The organism is Microbacterium ureisolvens (assembly GCF_019511645.1).
Classification (GTDB): Bacteria; Actinomycetota; Actinomycetes; order Actinomycetales; family Microbacteriaceae; genus Microbacterium; species Microbacterium ureisolvens_A.
The window spans coordinates 16,124-31,803 of sequence record NZ_JAEUAX010000021.1 but is presented as its reverse complement, the minus strand read 5'-3'; the positions used below and the strand labels follow the sequence as shown (position 1 = coordinate 31,803).

Annotated in this window: 13 protein-coding genes and 1 pseudogene; 9 read left to right on the top strand and 5 right to left on the bottom strand. The window is 65.5% G+C overall.

Translation table 11 applies throughout. The features are described from left to right. Positions 1-613, bottom strand: a 613-nt coding sequence (locus JNB61_RS20355; protein WP_308291310.1) for a G5 domain-containing protein, incomplete at its 3' end; no start/stop codon positions are given. 75 nt (positions 614-688) lie between these two features. Beyond that, positions 689-775: pseudogene (locus JNB61_RS20675) on the bottom strand (DUF2510 domain-containing protein); the annotation flags it as partial. Between the two features lie 190 nt (positions 776-965). On the opposite strand from JNB61_RS20675, the gene JNB61_RS19555 reads away from it, so the two are divergent. The 5 genes from JNB61_RS19555 to JNB61_RS19535 all read left to right on the top strand — a co-directional run bounded on the left by JNB61_RS19555 (position 966) and on the right by JNB61_RS19535 (position 5,883). Next, positions 966-1,778, top strand: coding sequence for a nuclease-related domain-containing protein (locus JNB61_RS19555; RefSeq protein ID WP_308291309.1), 813 nt, complete (start codon positions 966-968; stop codon positions 1,776-1,778). A 106-nt stretch (positions 1,779-1,884) separates the two neighbouring features. After that, positions 1,885-2,694, top strand: a complete 810-nt coding sequence (locus JNB61_RS19550; protein ID WP_220292709.1) for a thermonuclease family protein — start codon at positions 1,885-1,887, stop codon at positions 2,692-2,694. 331 nt (positions 2,695-3,025) lie between these two features. Further along, positions 3,026-4,312, top strand: a complete 1,287-nt coding sequence (locus tag JNB61_RS19545; protein WP_220292711.1) for an AlbA family DNA-binding domain-containing protein — start codon at positions 3,026-3,028, stop codon at positions 4,310-4,312. A gap of 322 nt (positions 4,313-4,634) precedes the next feature. Further along, on the top strand, positions 4,635-5,093 hold the full coding sequence (locus JNB61_RS19540) for an MmcQ/YjbR family DNA-binding protein (protein WP_223214999.1): 459 nt from the start codon (positions 4,635-4,637) through the stop codon (positions 5,091-5,093). 343 nt (positions 5,094-5,436) lie between these two features. Beyond that, positions 5,437-5,883, top strand: coding sequence for a hypothetical protein (locus JNB61_RS19535; RefSeq protein WP_220292712.1), 447 nt, complete (start codon positions 5,437-5,439; stop codon positions 5,881-5,883). On the opposite strand, the gene JNB61_RS19530 is transcribed toward JNB61_RS19535, so the two are convergent. Next, complete coding sequence (locus tag JNB61_RS19530) at positions 5,824-6,279, bottom strand: hypothetical protein (RefSeq protein ID WP_220292713.1); 456 nt, start codon at positions 6,277-6,279, stop codon at positions 5,824-5,826. The two genes, JNB61_RS19535 and JNB61_RS19530, sit on opposite strands and share 60 nt — an antisense overlap. Before the next feature lie 22 nt (positions 6,280-6,301). On the opposite strand from JNB61_RS19530, the gene JNB61_RS19525 reads away from it, so the two are divergent. Both JNB61_RS19525 and JNB61_RS19520 read left to right on the top strand, forming a co-directional pair. Beyond that, a complete protein-coding gene (locus JNB61_RS19525) occupies positions 6,302-7,342 on the top strand; it encodes a serine/threonine-protein kinase (RefSeq protein WP_220292714.1) in 1,041 nt (346 codons plus the stop codon). A gap of 754 nt (positions 7,343-8,096) precedes the next feature. Further along, entirely contained in the window at positions 8,097-8,537 is a 441-nt protein-coding gene (locus tag JNB61_RS19520; RefSeq protein WP_220292715.1) for a DUF488 domain-containing protein, read from the top strand. On the opposite strand, the gene JNB61_RS19515 is transcribed toward JNB61_RS19520, so the two are convergent. After that, positions 8,534-9,412 (bottom strand): hypothetical protein, encoded by an 879-nt coding sequence (locus JNB61_RS19515; protein ID WP_220292717.1) that lies wholly within the window; start codon positions 9,410-9,412, stop codon positions 8,534-8,536. The genes JNB61_RS19520 and JNB61_RS19515 overlap by 4 nt on opposite strands. Positions 9,413-9,583: 171 nt before the next feature. Between JNB61_RS19515 and JNB61_RS19510 the strand changes: the two genes are divergently transcribed. Continuing rightward, positions 9,584-9,757, top strand: a complete 174-nt coding sequence (locus JNB61_RS19510; RefSeq protein WP_220292740.1) for a hypothetical protein — start codon at positions 9,584-9,586, stop codon at positions 9,755-9,757. A gap of 286 nt (positions 9,758-10,043) precedes the next feature. Here the strand turns inward: JNB61_RS19510 and JNB61_RS19505 are convergent, their stop codons facing one another. Then, a complete protein-coding gene (locus JNB61_RS19505; protein ID WP_220292719.1) occupies positions 10,044-11,885 on the bottom strand; it encodes a hypothetical protein in 1,842 nt (613 codons plus the stop codon). A gap of 475 nt (positions 11,886-12,360) precedes the next feature. On the opposite strand from JNB61_RS19505, the gene JNB61_RS19500 reads away from it, so the two are divergent. Continuing rightward, a complete protein-coding gene (locus JNB61_RS19500; RefSeq protein ID WP_220292721.1) occupies positions 12,361-15,504 on the top strand; it encodes an AAA family ATPase in 3,144 nt (1,047 codons plus the stop codon). Positions 15,505-15,680: the final 176 nt, after the last annotated feature.

Here is a 15,680-nt window from a genome sequence, read left to right as displayed (position 1 = left end):
TAAGAGACAGGGGCGGGGGTGGTGGTGCGACGTAGGTGCCGTTCGCGATCACCTGGGTGACCGGCTGCGTGGTGACGACGTCCGAGATGAGTTCGCGGCTGACTTCCTGCCCGTCAAGGAGATGCACGCGGTAGGTCAGCGTCTTCTCGCCGTTCTGCCCGGGGGTGCGGACCTGCGTCTGCCCGGCTGCCAGGGCGCCGTCATCAACCCGAGTCTCAGTGAACGGGACCACCTCAGTGACGACCTCGTCTCGGGTACTCGCCACCGGCGTGGGTGTCGGAGTCGGGGTCGGGCGTGACTGGCTCGACTCGTCGGAGTTGCGGGCTTCGCTGGGCGAGGGTGCGGTGACGAAGCGCGCGGCCTCGTTGCCGCTGCTACCGGTGTTGGGCAGTACCGCAGCGCTCACGCTTCCGGTGACCAGTAGCACCGCGGCGGCCGCGGCCGTCACCACCATTGCGGCCTTCCGTGAGTTCAGGCGCAACCAGGTGCGGCTGCCCTTCGCCAGAGCCACGATGCCGGTGATGAGGATCACCAGCGCGATCACGGCCACAACGGGCGAGAGCAAGATGATTGGGATCAGCGCGACTGCGCCGATCAGGATCCACGCCCACACGGGCATCCGACGCGAGACGCGTCCCGTGGTCGGCGGGGTCGGCGGCAGTGGCTCGGACCACGTGGTGCCGTTGCTGGTGACGTGAGGACCCCACGCGTTACCGTCCCACCAGCGTTGTCGGCTGGCGTTGACCGGATCGGGATACCACCCAGGCGGCTGCATCGACATTGAATCTCCCCAGAAATCCCTCCGACCCTAGCGACCATTCCGCCGCGACCATGACCGAGTGTCGCGTATACGAACCGGAATGGGCGAAAGCTGACGAGACCTTGAGGATCCACTTTCCTCAGTCAAGCTGTACGCGACTCCGAAGTATGGTCGCGGGCGGAATGTGGCTGGTACGGTCGGCGTCGTGACGCTGGAACTGGGGCCAGACGACAAGCGCATGCGGCTGCGGTACGCCGGCACCTGCCATCTGTGCGGGGCAGCGCTCGATGCGGGGACCGATGCCGTGTACGAGCGCGGCACCCGCACCGTGCGCTGCATCCAGTGCACCTGCACGGTCGAGACCGTCGAGCCAGAGACTGGGACCGCGGGCGCCTCCGCTCGCCGCGAATATGAACGCCGCAAGCAGAACAGGGAACAGCGGATCCGCACCGCGCACCCCAAGCTCGGTGGGCTCATCCTGGCCCTCTCCGACGACCCGCAGAGCACCCAGGCGTGGGCGCAGGGTGCCATCGGCGAGGAACTTCTGGCGCAGCGCCTCACCGATCTGCCCGACACATTCCGGGTGCTGCACGACCGATGCATTCCCGGCACCCGTGCGAACATCGACCACATTGCCATCGGCCCCACGGGCGTGTGGGTGATCGACGCGAAACGCTACACGAACAAGCGCCCCGCGCTCCACGTCGAGGGCGGCCTCATCCGACCCCGCACCGAACACCTCCGCATCGGCGGGCGCGACGGCACCAAACTGATCGCAGGCGTCCAGACCCAGCTCGAGCGCGTCACCGCAGCTCTCGGCGACGAGCCCCCGCCGGTCTTCGGTGTGCTTTGCTTCCTCGAGGCGGACTGGCCCCTCATCGGCGGCTCGTTCACCGTCGACGGCATCCACGTGATCTGGCCACGGCTCCTCATCAAACGGATGACCGAAGCCGCCCCGCAGACCATCGATGTCGACACCCTCCACTCCCGTCTCGCGAAGGCATTCCCCGCCGCGTGACCGTCCGCGGGCACAAATCGACTGCGCGCCGCCCGCCCTCCTCACTAATGGAGGCACGGTCGACGCGCAGATCGGTCGATCGCGCCTGCTAGGTTCGACCGGTCCGGTGATCGAGAAGTCGCTGCGTTCCCAGCGCGCCACCGAAAGAAACGGGGAAACCATGCGGGTTGGACGGGTGCCCTTGCCGGTCGGCATGGTGCTCGCCGCAGCCCTCGTGCTGTCAGGCTGCGCAGCTCTGTCACCGGCAGTCGACCCGGTCCTGGCTGCGCCCACATCGGCATCTAACTCGGAATCGACGGGTACCGAGCCCGCGTCGGAACAGATTACGTTCGTGTCGGTGGTCGATGGCGACACCATCGAGACCAGCGCCGGGACGGTCCGCATCATCGGCATCGACACACCCGAACGCGGCGAGTGCGGCGACGATCAAGCCGCTGCCGCGATCGTCAGCCAGCTCGCTCCCGGCGACGTGGTGACGCTGGAACTGCCCGCAGGAGAGAACGACCAGGACCAATACGGTCGACTCATCCGCTACGTCACCACCGCGACGGGTGCCGACCTCGGACTTCTGCAACTCCAAGCCGGCCACGCGGTGGCCCGCTACGACTCAACTGATGGGTATCCGGCCCACCCTCGTGAGGCGGACTACCGCGCCGCACAGCTGGCCACGCTCAGCCCAGACGGATCCGTGATCACCGTCACCTGTGATGCAGCCTCGGCCGTCCCGCCCGCCGCCACCACCGACAGATGGTGGGAGCAGTACTCCTCCTGCACGAAGCTGAAGAAGAACACCGTCGGGCACCCCACCGGGCCCTTCAATCGCGACGACCCAACGCAGGCGGAGCCATACGACTGGTTCGCCAACCGCACCGGGAACGGTGGCGACGGAGACGGCGACGGGCTCGCCTGCGAGTAGTCACGACGAGAGGAAGGGCGAAGACGCTCCCGATCCGTGAACGTGCAGTGCCCGCGGAGGGAACGTCCGTGGGCGGACTGATCCCTCGGCGGGCGGTGACCGATAGGGGGGCCGTCGCGAGCTGACTTTGGAGAGCACTGTCACCCTCCTCATGCGGGCTCTGGCGATGGTTGGCAGCGCCCAATCGCGCCACTTCCACCTGCGACTTGCGCGGAACGAAGTGGTTCCCAGAGCCGGATGAAGCTTGCGCTTACGAAGGCCCTCAAGGGATATCGGTAATCTGGGGCAGGGCCGGTTCTCGGAAAGGCGATCGCAGGGCGAAAGGCTAAACGTGCTCAACAATGAACAGCTTGCGGCGATCATTGAGGCCGGCTATGAGCAGCGTGGCGTCGAGTTTAAGAGCGCAGGCAACCGGACGGATCGTGCCTTTTTCGCAATCGTTGCGCGTGCTGTTCTCGCGCTCGCGAACCAACGCGACGGCGGCCACGTGATAATCGGACTCAGCGAGGAAGGAATCGACGCGGCCGGATCTGGGCTCAGCGACGAACAACTTGGGCAGTGGCTCTCGTTTGATGACGTATCTGATCAGATCAACGCTTACGCGGATCCGCCCGTCCGCGTGCAACTTGGTCGAGGCCAACTGCCGAACGGCCGTCCGGTCGCCATCATTGAGGTGGCCGAGTTCTCCGAGATTCCGATCCTCAGCAAGAAGGATTACCCGCAGCGCATCACAGCGAAGCAGCTCTACACTCGCTCGATGGCAAAGCCAGAGAGCTCCGCCTCCCTAACGCAGAATGAACTGCGCGAAGTCATCGCTCTGGCCACCGAAAAGCAGTTGGCTCGATTCTTGGAAACTGCTCAGCGTGTTGGTGTGCAGCTCGGACCCACGGAGGTCACCGGAGCTCGCGACCGATTCGCGGACCAGATTCGACAAGCACGCGATGCCGGATTCCATCTGGATCGTGTGCTGCCGCAGATGGTGACCACCATCCGTCCCGAGACCTTTAACGCGCGGCGCATACCCTTCACTGAGCTGCTTCCGGCAGTGCAGCAGGCGACTGTCCGCCGACGCGGCTGGCCGTTCCCCTGGGTGCAACACCCGACGAACGGGCGGAATTGGGTGGGTGAACAGATCACCAGCATGCATCCGGAGACGTGGCAGTTCTATGAGAGTGGCCAGTTCTACGACTGCCGGGCGATCGAGCAGTTCGGGCCGGACTCGGACGGTTTCTTCGATGACCGAGAGCCGATCAGCGGCTACCTTCCAATCTGGATGCCTGTCCTGCACTTCACCGAGGTGTTTGAGTTTGCGGGTCGTCTGCAGCGGTTGCTCTTCGACGGTCAACGCCTCCGCGTCGAACTCGCGTTATACAACATCCGCCGGTTCGTACTCGTGACTGCGCACCCCCGTCGGTCAGGTCTCCACGGCACGTATGCGTACAACGATGACATCTGGGACTACGAGATCGACCTCTCCACGGAGGACGGACTGACGAGCCCCAGAGAGCTCGCCGTCGACGCCGCGCTTGATCTGCTGCAGCGATTCAACTGGAGAGGCGTGACGAGGGAGCTGCTCCGGGGGATCCAGGTAGAGGTGTACGGACCGGAGCAGACGTAGTGCGCACGCACTTTGGTATTGAAGAAGGCTTCGGTACTTGCCGCACTCGGAAGTAGCCAGTCGCAGTCGGGGAACGCGTTTGCGGCGAGTTGATTTCGAGTGGCGCGCGCGGTGTAGATCCGCATAGCCGTCGTGCCCCGACCCGCACGCATGGAACGCATTCCTAATCGCGCACTGCGCGGTAGGGAGCGACCACGAACGGCGGCTAACACGCACCCTTGCCATCCGTATCCGCGCCGTGCGCGTAAGCGGCTCCATCGGGAGCACTCGTCTGCTCGACAGGAGCAGCATCGATGTCGCGCGGCCGGCGTAGGCTCGCGCCGTGGCCACCCTCGACGACGTGCGCAGGATCGCCAATAGCCTGCCTGGCAGCGAAGAGCGCGCGACGACGGGTGGCGCCGCGTGGTTCGTTCGGAGAAAGCTGTACGCGTGGGAGTGCCACCCATGGCACAGCGTCCCCGACGACATTCGTGCGATTCTCGCGACCGAGCTCGTCGTCGCCGTCAAGGTCGCGGACCGGATGGATGGATTCGCTCTGGTCCAGATGGAGCCCGATGTGTTCCTGCGGACGACCACACCCTGGGGCGAGCCGAAAGTGGCTTTCCGGCTGGCCGCAATCAAGGCCGACCATCTGGCCGAGCTGGTGACGGACGCCTCGCGCGTTCAGGCTCCGAAGTATCTCCGCCACGAACTCGATGGCGTCGCACTCGGCGCACAGGCGATCGAGCCCACTACCAGTCACGACGACCATGCGGACGGGAGCGAAAGCCTCGAGCTTTGATGTCACGAGCCGAACTGCCCGAGTTGGGCTCACCCGGTCGGAGAGGCACGTCCGATCCCCTTTCGCGCATTTGCTCGTTGATGGGACGTTGCGAGCGGTGTGCTCCCACTTCCAACGTGCGCATCGGTGGCGGTTGCACGGGTGGTAGATCTCGACCGCGTCAACACACCCGTTACCGTGACCCTGGCAAATCTGGCTGTGCTGTCTCGGCGCCTCGAGTCCTCACCTGGCGAGCGCCCAGAGTCTGCTCGAAGCGTCGTCCGCCGGTTGGGCTCCACCATTCCTCAGCGTTTTGGTGACTCGTGAGGTTTTGGGGTGGCTACGATCTCGGGAAGGAGGTGCGATGGATCTCGTCGAACTGATGCTCGCGGGCGACAGGAACGTCCGCGCTCATGACCGCTCCCACAATCTTGCCGACACTGCACGGTCTTTCCTTGACTGTGTGGCCGGGTGGGACGAGTTCACCGTCGAGCCGGCAAGCCCTGCAGCGGAGCGAGTTCTTGGTGCAGTGATGATGCTCAACCCGGCGATTCGGGGCGGGCGCTCGGCGCGCACCGTCGTGCTCGATGTGAACATCGCCAGCGGGACGCTTGTCGCGAATGCTGCGCGACGTGTCCGGGAAACTGTCCAGCCCGAGTGGCTCATCGCGGTGGTCATCAACACACTGACGAACGCCGACATGCGGTGGAGCATCGAGGGCGTCGACTCGCTTTTCGTGTGCGGAGCCTCATCAGACGCCGGCGAGACCCACTACAGCAGCCAGCACAGCCTCTCTGTTCACGCCCTTTGACAAGAGCCCGTCGACCAGCTCCTCGAGTTGTGGCTTCTTCATCCCGACGGATTTCGGAGCCGTAACCGGGTCCACGACCGTGACGGGCTTGCCTGTCGCGGTTCGAATCACGTAAATCAGCGCACCCTCGCAGTGCGCTCGGGAGAATGTTGCCTTGTTGCGGCGCCCGACGGGGGAGGCGCCGGCGACCCTGATGGCGACCACCTTGTATCCCACGCCGGTGACCTTCGGCGCGATGTGCCGTGCAAGATCCACCGCCTGCTCTGCGGGATCGGTGGACGAGGTGCGCAGCTCGAAGGTGTCCGCGACCGTCGGAGCATCCAGGCTCCCTTCAAGCACGACTGCCTGCACCCGGGGGCTCTTACCGGTGACAACGACCACGCCGAGAACACTCATGCTCGCCAGTATGGTTGCTCGCGTGAGTAATCCAGCGCTGCCGCCCGGGACGACAGTGAACGACCGCTACGTCTTGGCATCCAAGCTCGGCTCGGATGGGGAAGTTTATGAGGCGTTCGACCGGCACCTCGCCCGGACGGTTGCTCTGAAGATCCTCCATCCCGACGGCGGTGCGCCTCAGTCGTGGGACGAAGCCAAGCGGCTCGAGCAGCTTCGCAGCGACTTCATCGTCCCGGTGCTGAACGCCGATGTCGTCCTGAACAGCGACATCCGTTTCATTACCACCGACCTCCTGCCGGACGGAGATCTTGAGGCTGATGCGCGGCCGCATGGCCTTCCGGTCGCCCTCGCCGTGCGGTTCGGCCACGAGATCGCCGCTGGGATTGGCACCATCCACGCCGCCGGGATGATCCATCGAGACATCAAACCGGCGAACGCGCTTCGGCGGGGCGACAGCGTCCTCGTATCCGACGTGGCGAAGTGCATCTTGCTCGACGATGATGGATACGCACCACGGGATGGGAGCTGGTGCACGCTTGCCCCCGAGGCGGCGCCGGATGACGGAGAGTGTTCCGTCGCCACCGACGTCTACTCCCTAGCCGCGACGGTGTTCTACCTCCTGTCCGGTGAATACCCCGTCGACCACCGGGAGACCCGCTTGCGTCAGCAGGAACTCCTCACGAGCGGAGTGCTTCGGGACATCTCAGGCCTTGCCCCACATGTTCCTCGCGCCGTCGCGACCGTCGTCCGACGCGGAGTGAGCGTGGACCCGGGCGCACGCCACGCGAGCCCGGACGACTTCGGTAACGCCCTTGTGACCGCGATGGGTCAGCGTCGCGACTGGCGTCGCGTCACTCACCCCGGACACGCCTACTGTGCGGAGAGCCCCGAATCCGGGGGCCGCACGGCCATCGGCGTGTGCGCTGAGTCCACGTCCCGGAACGTCCGAATGCGCGCGTTCCACCTCGGATCCGGCCGCGCGCTGGCCGGCGTGCAGGAGAGGATCGTGAACCTGCCGCAAGCAATGGCTTCGTTGCGGGCGTATTTCGCGAACCTCGGGTAGCGCGGCCGTCACTCTCGGGGGACCCGAGAGCGCAGCAGCATCCGCAGGATGAGGACTGCGCGGTCAGCACGTTCCCCTTTGCACGCCAGCGCCACGACGACAACGGCCGTCAGGAGGGCGAAGAAGACCGCCGCAATGAGCACGATCCAGGGAATCGCTCCACTCGCTTCCGCAAGGAGCTGAAGAATCCCGCCAAACACAAAGCCTCGCTAACCGGCATCGCACTCCCCGCAAGCCCGACGCCAACTCAGAAAGGTGGTCTGTCAGCGCAGGATCCACAGGCGTCGTCCGTTGTGTAGCTCGAGACCTACGGGGTCCTCGAACATCCGGCCGACGCTCGAACAGGATCTTGCGCCGCGGCTCCCCCGAGATCGACGGAACCGTTACGCATATCGTGATGGCCGGCGGATCGTTGACTCTTCGTCGCGGAAAGGCGTAGCGCTCGTGCAGAGGCGTCCATCCAGTTTATCGCACCATGCACGCCCAACGACGACGCGCCGTCTGCTCGCGCAGCCTCGTCGACATCTCGTATGTAACGGCTATGATCCGTTACATGTGGGATGTCAGAGCTCTATCGTTGGATGAGCTGACGGATCTCTCCGCAACGGTTGCTCGCGAGCTTCGCGCGAGGAGGTCGCCGAACCGAGTTTGCACGGGTTGCGGGCGCGGGTTCGCGGCGCGCGAGGGCGCGCTCTACTGCAGTCCGCGGTGCCGGGTCGCCGCACATCGGTTACGTCGACGGAAGGAACGGAACGTGGGCATCACGGGTATCGGATACGAGGGTCTCACCATCGATGCATTCGTCTCGAAGCTGCGTGTGCGCGGCATCAAGACGCTCGTCGACGTCCGTCTGAACGCTATCTCCAGGAAAAAGGGGTTCAGCAAGCGCGCCCTGTCCGGCGCGCTGGCCGAGTCGGGGATCGAGTACGTTCACATGCCAGCTCTCGGGAACCAGCGAGACAACCGGGCTGGCTATAGCGAGTTGGACTCCGCGACAGCTCAGGAGGCGAGGTCCCGGTTTACCGCAACGCTCGGATCCGATGTTGCGGTCTCCGCGCTCGGGGAACTGGCTGAGCTTGCTCGCACGGGCGACGTGGTGGTCTTCTGCTACGAGCACGATGAGCGGCATTGCCACCGCGAGCAGGTGATCGAGCGGGTCACACGCCTGCTCAAGAACGACCTCGTCGACGCCTAGAACAGCGCCGGCTGCGGCAACACCGCTTCGCTCTTGCGCGGCCAGTAGACGCCAAGCACCGAGAACTTGCCGCGTCGGGCGGCGAGCTCGAAGTTCCCCATGTAGAAGCCCGCCTGGCGTTCCGGGGCGAACATCTGATCAACGAATTTACTGGCTACGCCTGCCTGAACGTCCTTGCCCTCGTAGCGCAGGCGGTTCTGCAGCGACGTCAACTCCCAATCCAGGATTCGCCCCTGATGCCCACCGCAACTCGCGGAGGCACAGCGATAGCGATAGCGGACCTTGAATTGGGGCGCTTTGAGAATCGAGGGAATCGAGCCGCTCATCGGGATGAGCGCCGTCGACTCCTTGTCAATTCGATCTTGCATCTTTGTAAGTTGGTCCGACGTCCAGGGCGGGTGTGGCTCGAACTCGAGGCGGTCGATGTCAGTGGGGTAGACGAGACCAAGCGACGGCGCGGAGCCGTCCGCGGACGCGTCCTTCATGAGCTCGCAAGTCGTCGTGGGCTCCAATTGCCCGACCACCGCGTGCCGCGGCTTCCAAGGAGCGAGGTTGTCTACGACCCGCCAGGAGTCCTGCGTCGGCGAGTAGCTCTCGCGACGCGTGTCAGAGTCCCTGCGGCGAACCTCGAGCTCGATGACGTCGTACTTCTTGAACTGGGATTCGCCGTCGAGCCACCTGAACGCTATGGGGTACAGGCGGATCCATGTGGGCTTGTCTCCATCCATGCGGATACCTGCCACGCACGAGGTGTCGCCATATGTCGTCGAAGGCTGCGGGGTTGCCTTGACCGTGACGAGAACTTGTGCGATCTCCCCTTGAACGCGCATAGCGAGAGAATATTGCTTCAGGCGGACATCGCCGCGAATCTCCACGGTGTCGGAGTGAGTATTCGCTCTTCTGAGGGCCACCGATATTGAGGTTCAGGGCCACGCGCCCGTCGACGCGATCGCGTCCGTGAGGGCCACCGAGTATTCGGGTTCGGGGCCACGTTCCTAGGCTCCTTCTGCCGCGTGGCCTATCACGCGGCAGAAGGAGTGATTCGGATGGTACGCAAGATCAAGGCGAAGCTCGTGCTTCGGTTGCGCGCGGAGGGGCTCACGGGTCGGCAGATCGCCGCGCAGGGCATGTCCCGCACTAGCGTGGCCGCGGTGATCGATGCCGCCGACCGGGAGGGCATCGGCTGGGACGACGTCGGCCGGCTGATCCCGGGCCGGTGAGCGTCGCGCCCGCGGGGGTGGCGCTCACCGGCAACACCGGTGGCCCCGAGAGGGAATATCGAGTGACCCTGAACCGCAATAATCAGTGGCCCTCAAGACTCCAATACTCAGTCGGAGTCGCCCATCGTTGGTACGCGATCCGCGATAAAGGTTGACGTGAACTCGTTGCACCCCGCGTCCTAGGCGACCTTGCCGAGCGCAAACGGGCTAAGGAGGATCGGATCGTGGTGCCCGTCGAGCCGCTTGCGACGATGCGTGCTGACAGGGATGCTCGGTGCAAGCCAGATCAGACGACACCCAATCGGGCAGCACCCACTCTCGCCTCGGGTCGACGGCGGGTGAGTGCCCATACGGGCCAGCTCTTCAGGACCGCAACCTCGTCATCGTCGAGCTCTTGCAGAACAAGATCGAGCTCTTCGTAGTCTTCGAGAAGAATGAGCAGGCACACCTCCAGTAGCGCCGCCTGGGCTTCTTCTCTCCTCAGAGAACGCCGGGCCGAGCGGATCTCCCGACGATCGGCATCGTCGAGAGCTGCCAGACGGTACCGGACTTGCCACGAGTTGATTCGGTGCACAAGGGAGTCCGGCTCCTCCGACCTCAGCCAGTCGCACAAATCAGCAGCACCTTGAATCAGCTCATCACGGTGGCCAGGATCGGACGCAAGATCTGCAGCTGAGAGAAGTCGAAGAACCATTAGATTGGCCTTACCTCGCGCCGCGGCGCGATCATCAAGCACCGCATACGTACCCACGATGTTGCGTAGCCGCAGATTCAGCACCGATGCCATCTCTTCCGGCGTGACCGACTCGTACACAGTTCCCAATTCAGTCGGCTCTGGCGAGCCATTGTCATCGAGCTGATAGATGCGGAAGCGATCACGTTTCGCGGGATCGAATGGGTCGATGATCCGTCGGTGGTTGTCGTCCTCGGCGGGCAGGACGATGACCATGACCTTGTGCGACCCAAGGGAAATGTCGAAGCGTCCGGTGCCGTCCGATGTTCCTTGCACCGCCCTGTCTTGAACGATCCCCTCGTGGAGCGCGAGAAGTACCCGGCTCGTTCTATCGTCAATCTCGAGCGACGCGGTCAAGTCGTCGCTGATCGCGAGTTCATCGAACAATTCGATCAAGTGTGCGACCTCGGCACGAACAGCGCGCAGCTCGGTCTCCAGCTTCGGATCCCCTGCGTGAGGTCTGTGCGAGCGATCGCCAACAACCAATGGGTTCCCCGCGGCCGCCGCAAGGACGAAGTCGAGGTTCTTGGCCTGGCTCCGGAATGAACCCTCGCGCGTCAGGTTCAGAGCAGCGCTCACAAGCTCGTCAATGACAGTCAGTCGGAGGTCTAGTCCGTCCGAGAGTCGCAGGACCAGGGAATTCTCATCCACTCGGCGACCCGTGCCATTGGTGAATTCGACGGCCCCGCAGCGAATCGGAACAGCGAGCTCGCGCTCGATGTAGTCGTGCGGAAAGACGTCCAGATCCAGGTCAAGCGCAATCTCGATGCCCCCGGGCAGGCGTGCAACTACGACGTAGTCGGTCTCAGCAAGCGCGAGACGGGTGGGACGAGATTCGTCGAACCCGACGAGTGAATGAACGGTCAGGCTCTCGGCCTGCTCAAGGAGGTGCGCGTTCCCGCCAGCGGAGGAGCTCTGAGAACGCCCCTGCCACGCGAGGTGCACGATTCCTTCGATCCTTTGTGGCTCCGTGGGAAAGCGAGTGAGTTTGATTGAGAATGTCTTCTGAGCTTCGGTGCCTCCGTTGAGTAGCCGATCGATCTTGAACGGAAGCAGGATCGCGTAGAAGATCTCGCGCTGGGCGCCGCCCTCACGCATGGGTACGTAGAAGTAGATGCCACCGCCGTGGTTTCGAAAGAAGCGAAGCACGTCCCGCTCGACCTGGAACGATTGGCTCTCACGAGACTGCTTGATGCGCGTTTTGGTTACCCGGCCCTTGACCTGTACCGGAACCCGGCCGCCGAGCGTCTTCTTGCTTTGCTTCTCGGAGTCGTAGAAGTCGACGTGGCCATCTGTAACGGGTGTCTTGTCTCCGGTCGCGATCTCTGGACTGAGCCGTGGGCAGGCCGCGATTCGATCGCTAACGGCGTTGACTGCGAGAAGCTCTACGGACACATCACAATTCTCGGGCAGTGGTGAAGCTGTGCCGTGATTGACCCACCTGCTGGGTACGGGCATGGTCGAGGCTTCAAGCGCTCAGGGCAAATGAACGCCAACGCTTAATGAAGACGGTAGCGCTGCGCGTTCGCCGGTCGTTGAGCGAGCTGTCCAGGGAGGGCGGCAGCGCGATCGGAGCTTCAGCGAGTGCGGTTGCAGAGAGCCGGGCCGATGAGGTGCGCGATGGGGGCTCGGTTTGCGAACGCAAGGTCCGAACCCACGGACGCTGCCCCGGGACGAAGCCCGCCCTGACGAAGGTGGCCCGAGCGACGAGCGACGAGCGACGAGCGACGAGCGACGAGCGACGAGCGACGAGCGACGAGCGGCCAGCGACCAAGGACGAGGAAGCGAGCCAACAAGAAAAGCGGAATGCACGCAGGCACTTTCTGTGGAAGTCGTTTCAAGTTAAGCAGTTTAGGTCTACTCTGTTGGAATGCGGGGTGGCCTCGAGCGGTGGAAGCGGGGTGTCGAATCGCAGGGGGTTCGGCAGGCGCTCTCCTACGCCCTGAAGGGGTCGTGTGACTCCCATCTGCGATCGGCCGGGGTGGATGCGCTCGCCGCGTACGGGGGCGGCGACTCGGTGGGTGTGACGAGGTTCACCGTGGAGGCCGGCGTGATCCGGACGGACCTGCTGGACGAGACGGCATTGCGACGGTGGGTGGATGGCTGCGACCCGGTGACGGGGGAGCGACGGGGCAGGGATCTCCGTTCCGCGGACGCGGATCTGATCCTGGACGGCACGATCAATGCGCCGAAGTCGTACAGCGTCGCCGCGCTCATCCATCCGGAACTGGCGGCGGCGTTCGAGGCGCTGCAGGACCGGCTCCGGGACCGGATCATTACGACCTGGCAGGCGGAGCTGAATGCTCGTCGCGGCGCCGGGGGCCGCATCCGGGAAGCCCTGCACCGGGTCGAGGTGGTCGAGTTGCAGCACCGCCGCTCCCGTGCGCTGGACCCGCACATCCATCGCCACCTGTGGCTGAGTGTCAAGGTTCTGGGGTGCGATGGCCAGTGGTCGAACGTGGACTCCCGGGTGGCGATGAAGCTGCACACCGTCATCAACGCGGAGGGAGAGCTGGCGGCCCGCACCGACCCCGACTGGTTGCGCGCGCTCGCCTGCCACGGGTACACCCTGAACGCCGACGGGGAGATCGCTGAGCTGGCGCATGTGGTGCGGCCGCTGTCCCGGCGGTCGACGCAGATCGAAGCGAACCGGGCGATGCTTCTGGCCGCGTGGCGGGCGGAGCATCCGGGACAGGATCCGAGCCCGGATCAGCTGCATCAGATCGACCGGCTGGCGTGGGCGAAGGCCCGCCCGAACAAGCCCGACAGCATCGACGAGGCCGCCTGGGAATACCTCATCATCGACGAACTCGCCACCCTCGATCCCACCATCCTGGAGCCTCGACTCGCGGTGTCGGTGGGCGGCGCAGCGCTGGACGATCTCGACTTCGGGCTGCTCGCGGCACGCGCCGCGGTGGATGCGGATGCCCGCTCGACCGCGTGCGGGGGTCGGTTCAGCGTGTTCGATCTGCGTGCGGGCGCCACTCGCGCGCTTGCCTCGTCGGGCGTCGTCGGCGCGCGGGAGGAACTGCAGCCGGTGGTCGATGAAGTGCTGCGCCAGGCCGTCGAGCTCACCGTCGACCTGTTGGCGGACGAGGGCGACCGGCCCGCCCATGTGAAGGGATACATGGCGGTTTCCACCGCGGCGCTGAAGGTTGAACTTGCCGCCCGACTCGACGCCCTCACCCACCCCGGAACCCCGGCGCCCGACGAGGAGATGGTCGCGACTGCGGGTGAGGTGCTGCGGGAGGGGGTGACGCTGGATCCTCAGCAGGTGGAGGCGGCGGCGGCGATCGCGGGTACCGATCGGCTGGTGGCGGTCACCGGTCCTGCGGGTGCGGGCAAGACCACCATGCTGCGGGTCGCCAAGAGCGCGCTGGCCCGTCGCGGACGGGCGATGGTGGTGGTTGCGCCAACGAAGAAGGCTGCTTCGGTGGCCGGTCGCGAGCTCGGCACGACGGCGTCGAGCCTGCACGCTCTTCTGACGGACCACGGTTACCGGTGGCGTCGCGATGACGCAGGCGCCGAGGTGTGGGCCCGGCTGGCTCCGGGTGACCTCGACTCCGCCACCGGCTTGGTGTACGAGGGGCCGCGACGGTTCCCGCTGGCCGCCGGGGATCGGATCGTGGTGGATGAGGCGGGCATGATCGACCTGCACACCGCGAACGCGCTCGCCGCTGTCGCGGCCGATACCGGTGCCGGTATCGCGATGGTCGGCGATCACCTGCAGGCCCGCCCGGTCGGCCACTCCGGCGCGATGGCCGCCCTCACCCGGCGCGCCACCGCCGCCGTCGAACTCACCGCCGTGCACCGCTTCCGCGACCCGGACTACGCCGCTCTCACGCTGCGGATGCGGGAACCCGCGTCCAAAGAGGCCGCCCTCGCGGTCGCCGCGGAGCTGGACTCCAAGGGCCTGATCCATCGCGTGTCCGACCACGTTCAGGCCTGCGACGTCATGGTTGAGGCGTACTTCCGGTGGACCCGAGACCACCACCGCGTCGCGTTGGTCACCGGCACCAACGATGAAGCCGACACGATCAACGAGGCCATCCAGCAGCGCCGCGTCGATACCGGCGAGCTCACGTTGCAGCGGATCGCGGTCGGACAGGGTGAGCAGCGACTGCTGGAGGGTGACGTGGTGCAGACCCGCCGCAACGACCGCGAGACCGGCGTCGAGAACCGGGCCGTCTGGACCATTCGCCACATCACGCCCACCGGCCTGGAACTGGTCAGCACATCCGACAGCGGCGACACCCGCACCGTCACCCTCGACTACGCGGCCCGCCACGTGCACCTCGCCTACGCGTCCACGGTGCACGGCATTCAGGGGGAGACCACCGACGCCGCTATCGTCGGCCCCGGCGTCGACGCGTCCGGGCTCTACGTCGGGATGACCCGGGGCCGCAGCCACAACGAGGCGATCGCGATCGCCGGGACTGACGCGGAGGCGAGGGACCGGATCGCGGACTGTATGCTCCGCGGCATCCCCGAGGTCAGCATCGACGACTCGCTCCGCGCCGCCCACACCGAACTCAGCCGCGCCGCCCGCCCGCCCGCGACCGTCCCGTGGACCGACCACACCCGACGCCCCCTCGGCCACGTCCTCGACATCGACCGGGTGCACGCCGAGTACCAGCGGCGGGAAGCGACCGCCCGCCGGGAGGTCGACTCGGCCACGCAATGGCTGCACGCCACGTGGCGCACGCTCCTCGACCTCGACGCCCGGATCGCCGGCGACACCGCGGCTGGACACTGCCGCCCTATCGAAATCGACGGCGACCTCCGTGCCGCCCGAGACCGGCTCGCCGACGAGTACCAATCCCGCACCCGCGCTCACGCCGACCTCATCCGCACACACCGCGAGCACGCCCAGCAGCTCGACGCTGCCGAGACCGAACGCCGCATCCGAGCCACGCTGGACCCTGCGCCAAGCCACGCCGAGAACGCCGAACGACGCGTTCGCGCGACGACGCCGACCGTCACGGCGGCGTCCCCGGCCTCGCTGCGGCGGTAATTCAAGGAGAAGGCCCGGCAAGGGCGGCGGACCGGGAAACCGCAGACGGCTTCTTCCTCGCTCTGGTGGTTGCGACGGAATGGGCGGTTCGTAGGCGCGGCCGACAGCGATCCTTTACCGTTACTGACACGTGTAATAGAGTGCGGCTGGCACGTGTAACTCGTGCCTCACTCAGC

What these genes read in the sequence shown, in the direction of transcription:
- JNB61_RS19535 (WP_220292712.1), top strand. Translation starts at nt 5,437, where the DNA reads ATGGATCTCGTCGAACTGATGCTCGCGGGCGACAGGAACGTCCGCGCT.
- JNB61_RS19530 (WP_220292713.1), bottom strand. Translation starts at nt 6,279, where the DNA reads ATGAGTGTTCTCGGCGTGGTCGTTGTCACCGGTAAGAGCCCCCGGGTG.
- JNB61_RS19510 (WP_220292740.1), top strand. Translation starts at nt 9,584, where the DNA reads ATGGTACGCAAGATCAAGGCGAAGCTCGTGCTTCGGTTGCGCGCGGAG.
- JNB61_RS19500 (WP_220292721.1), top strand. Translation starts at nt 12,361, where the DNA reads ATGCGGGGTGGCCTCGAGCGGTGGAAGCGGGGTGTCGAATCGCAGGGG.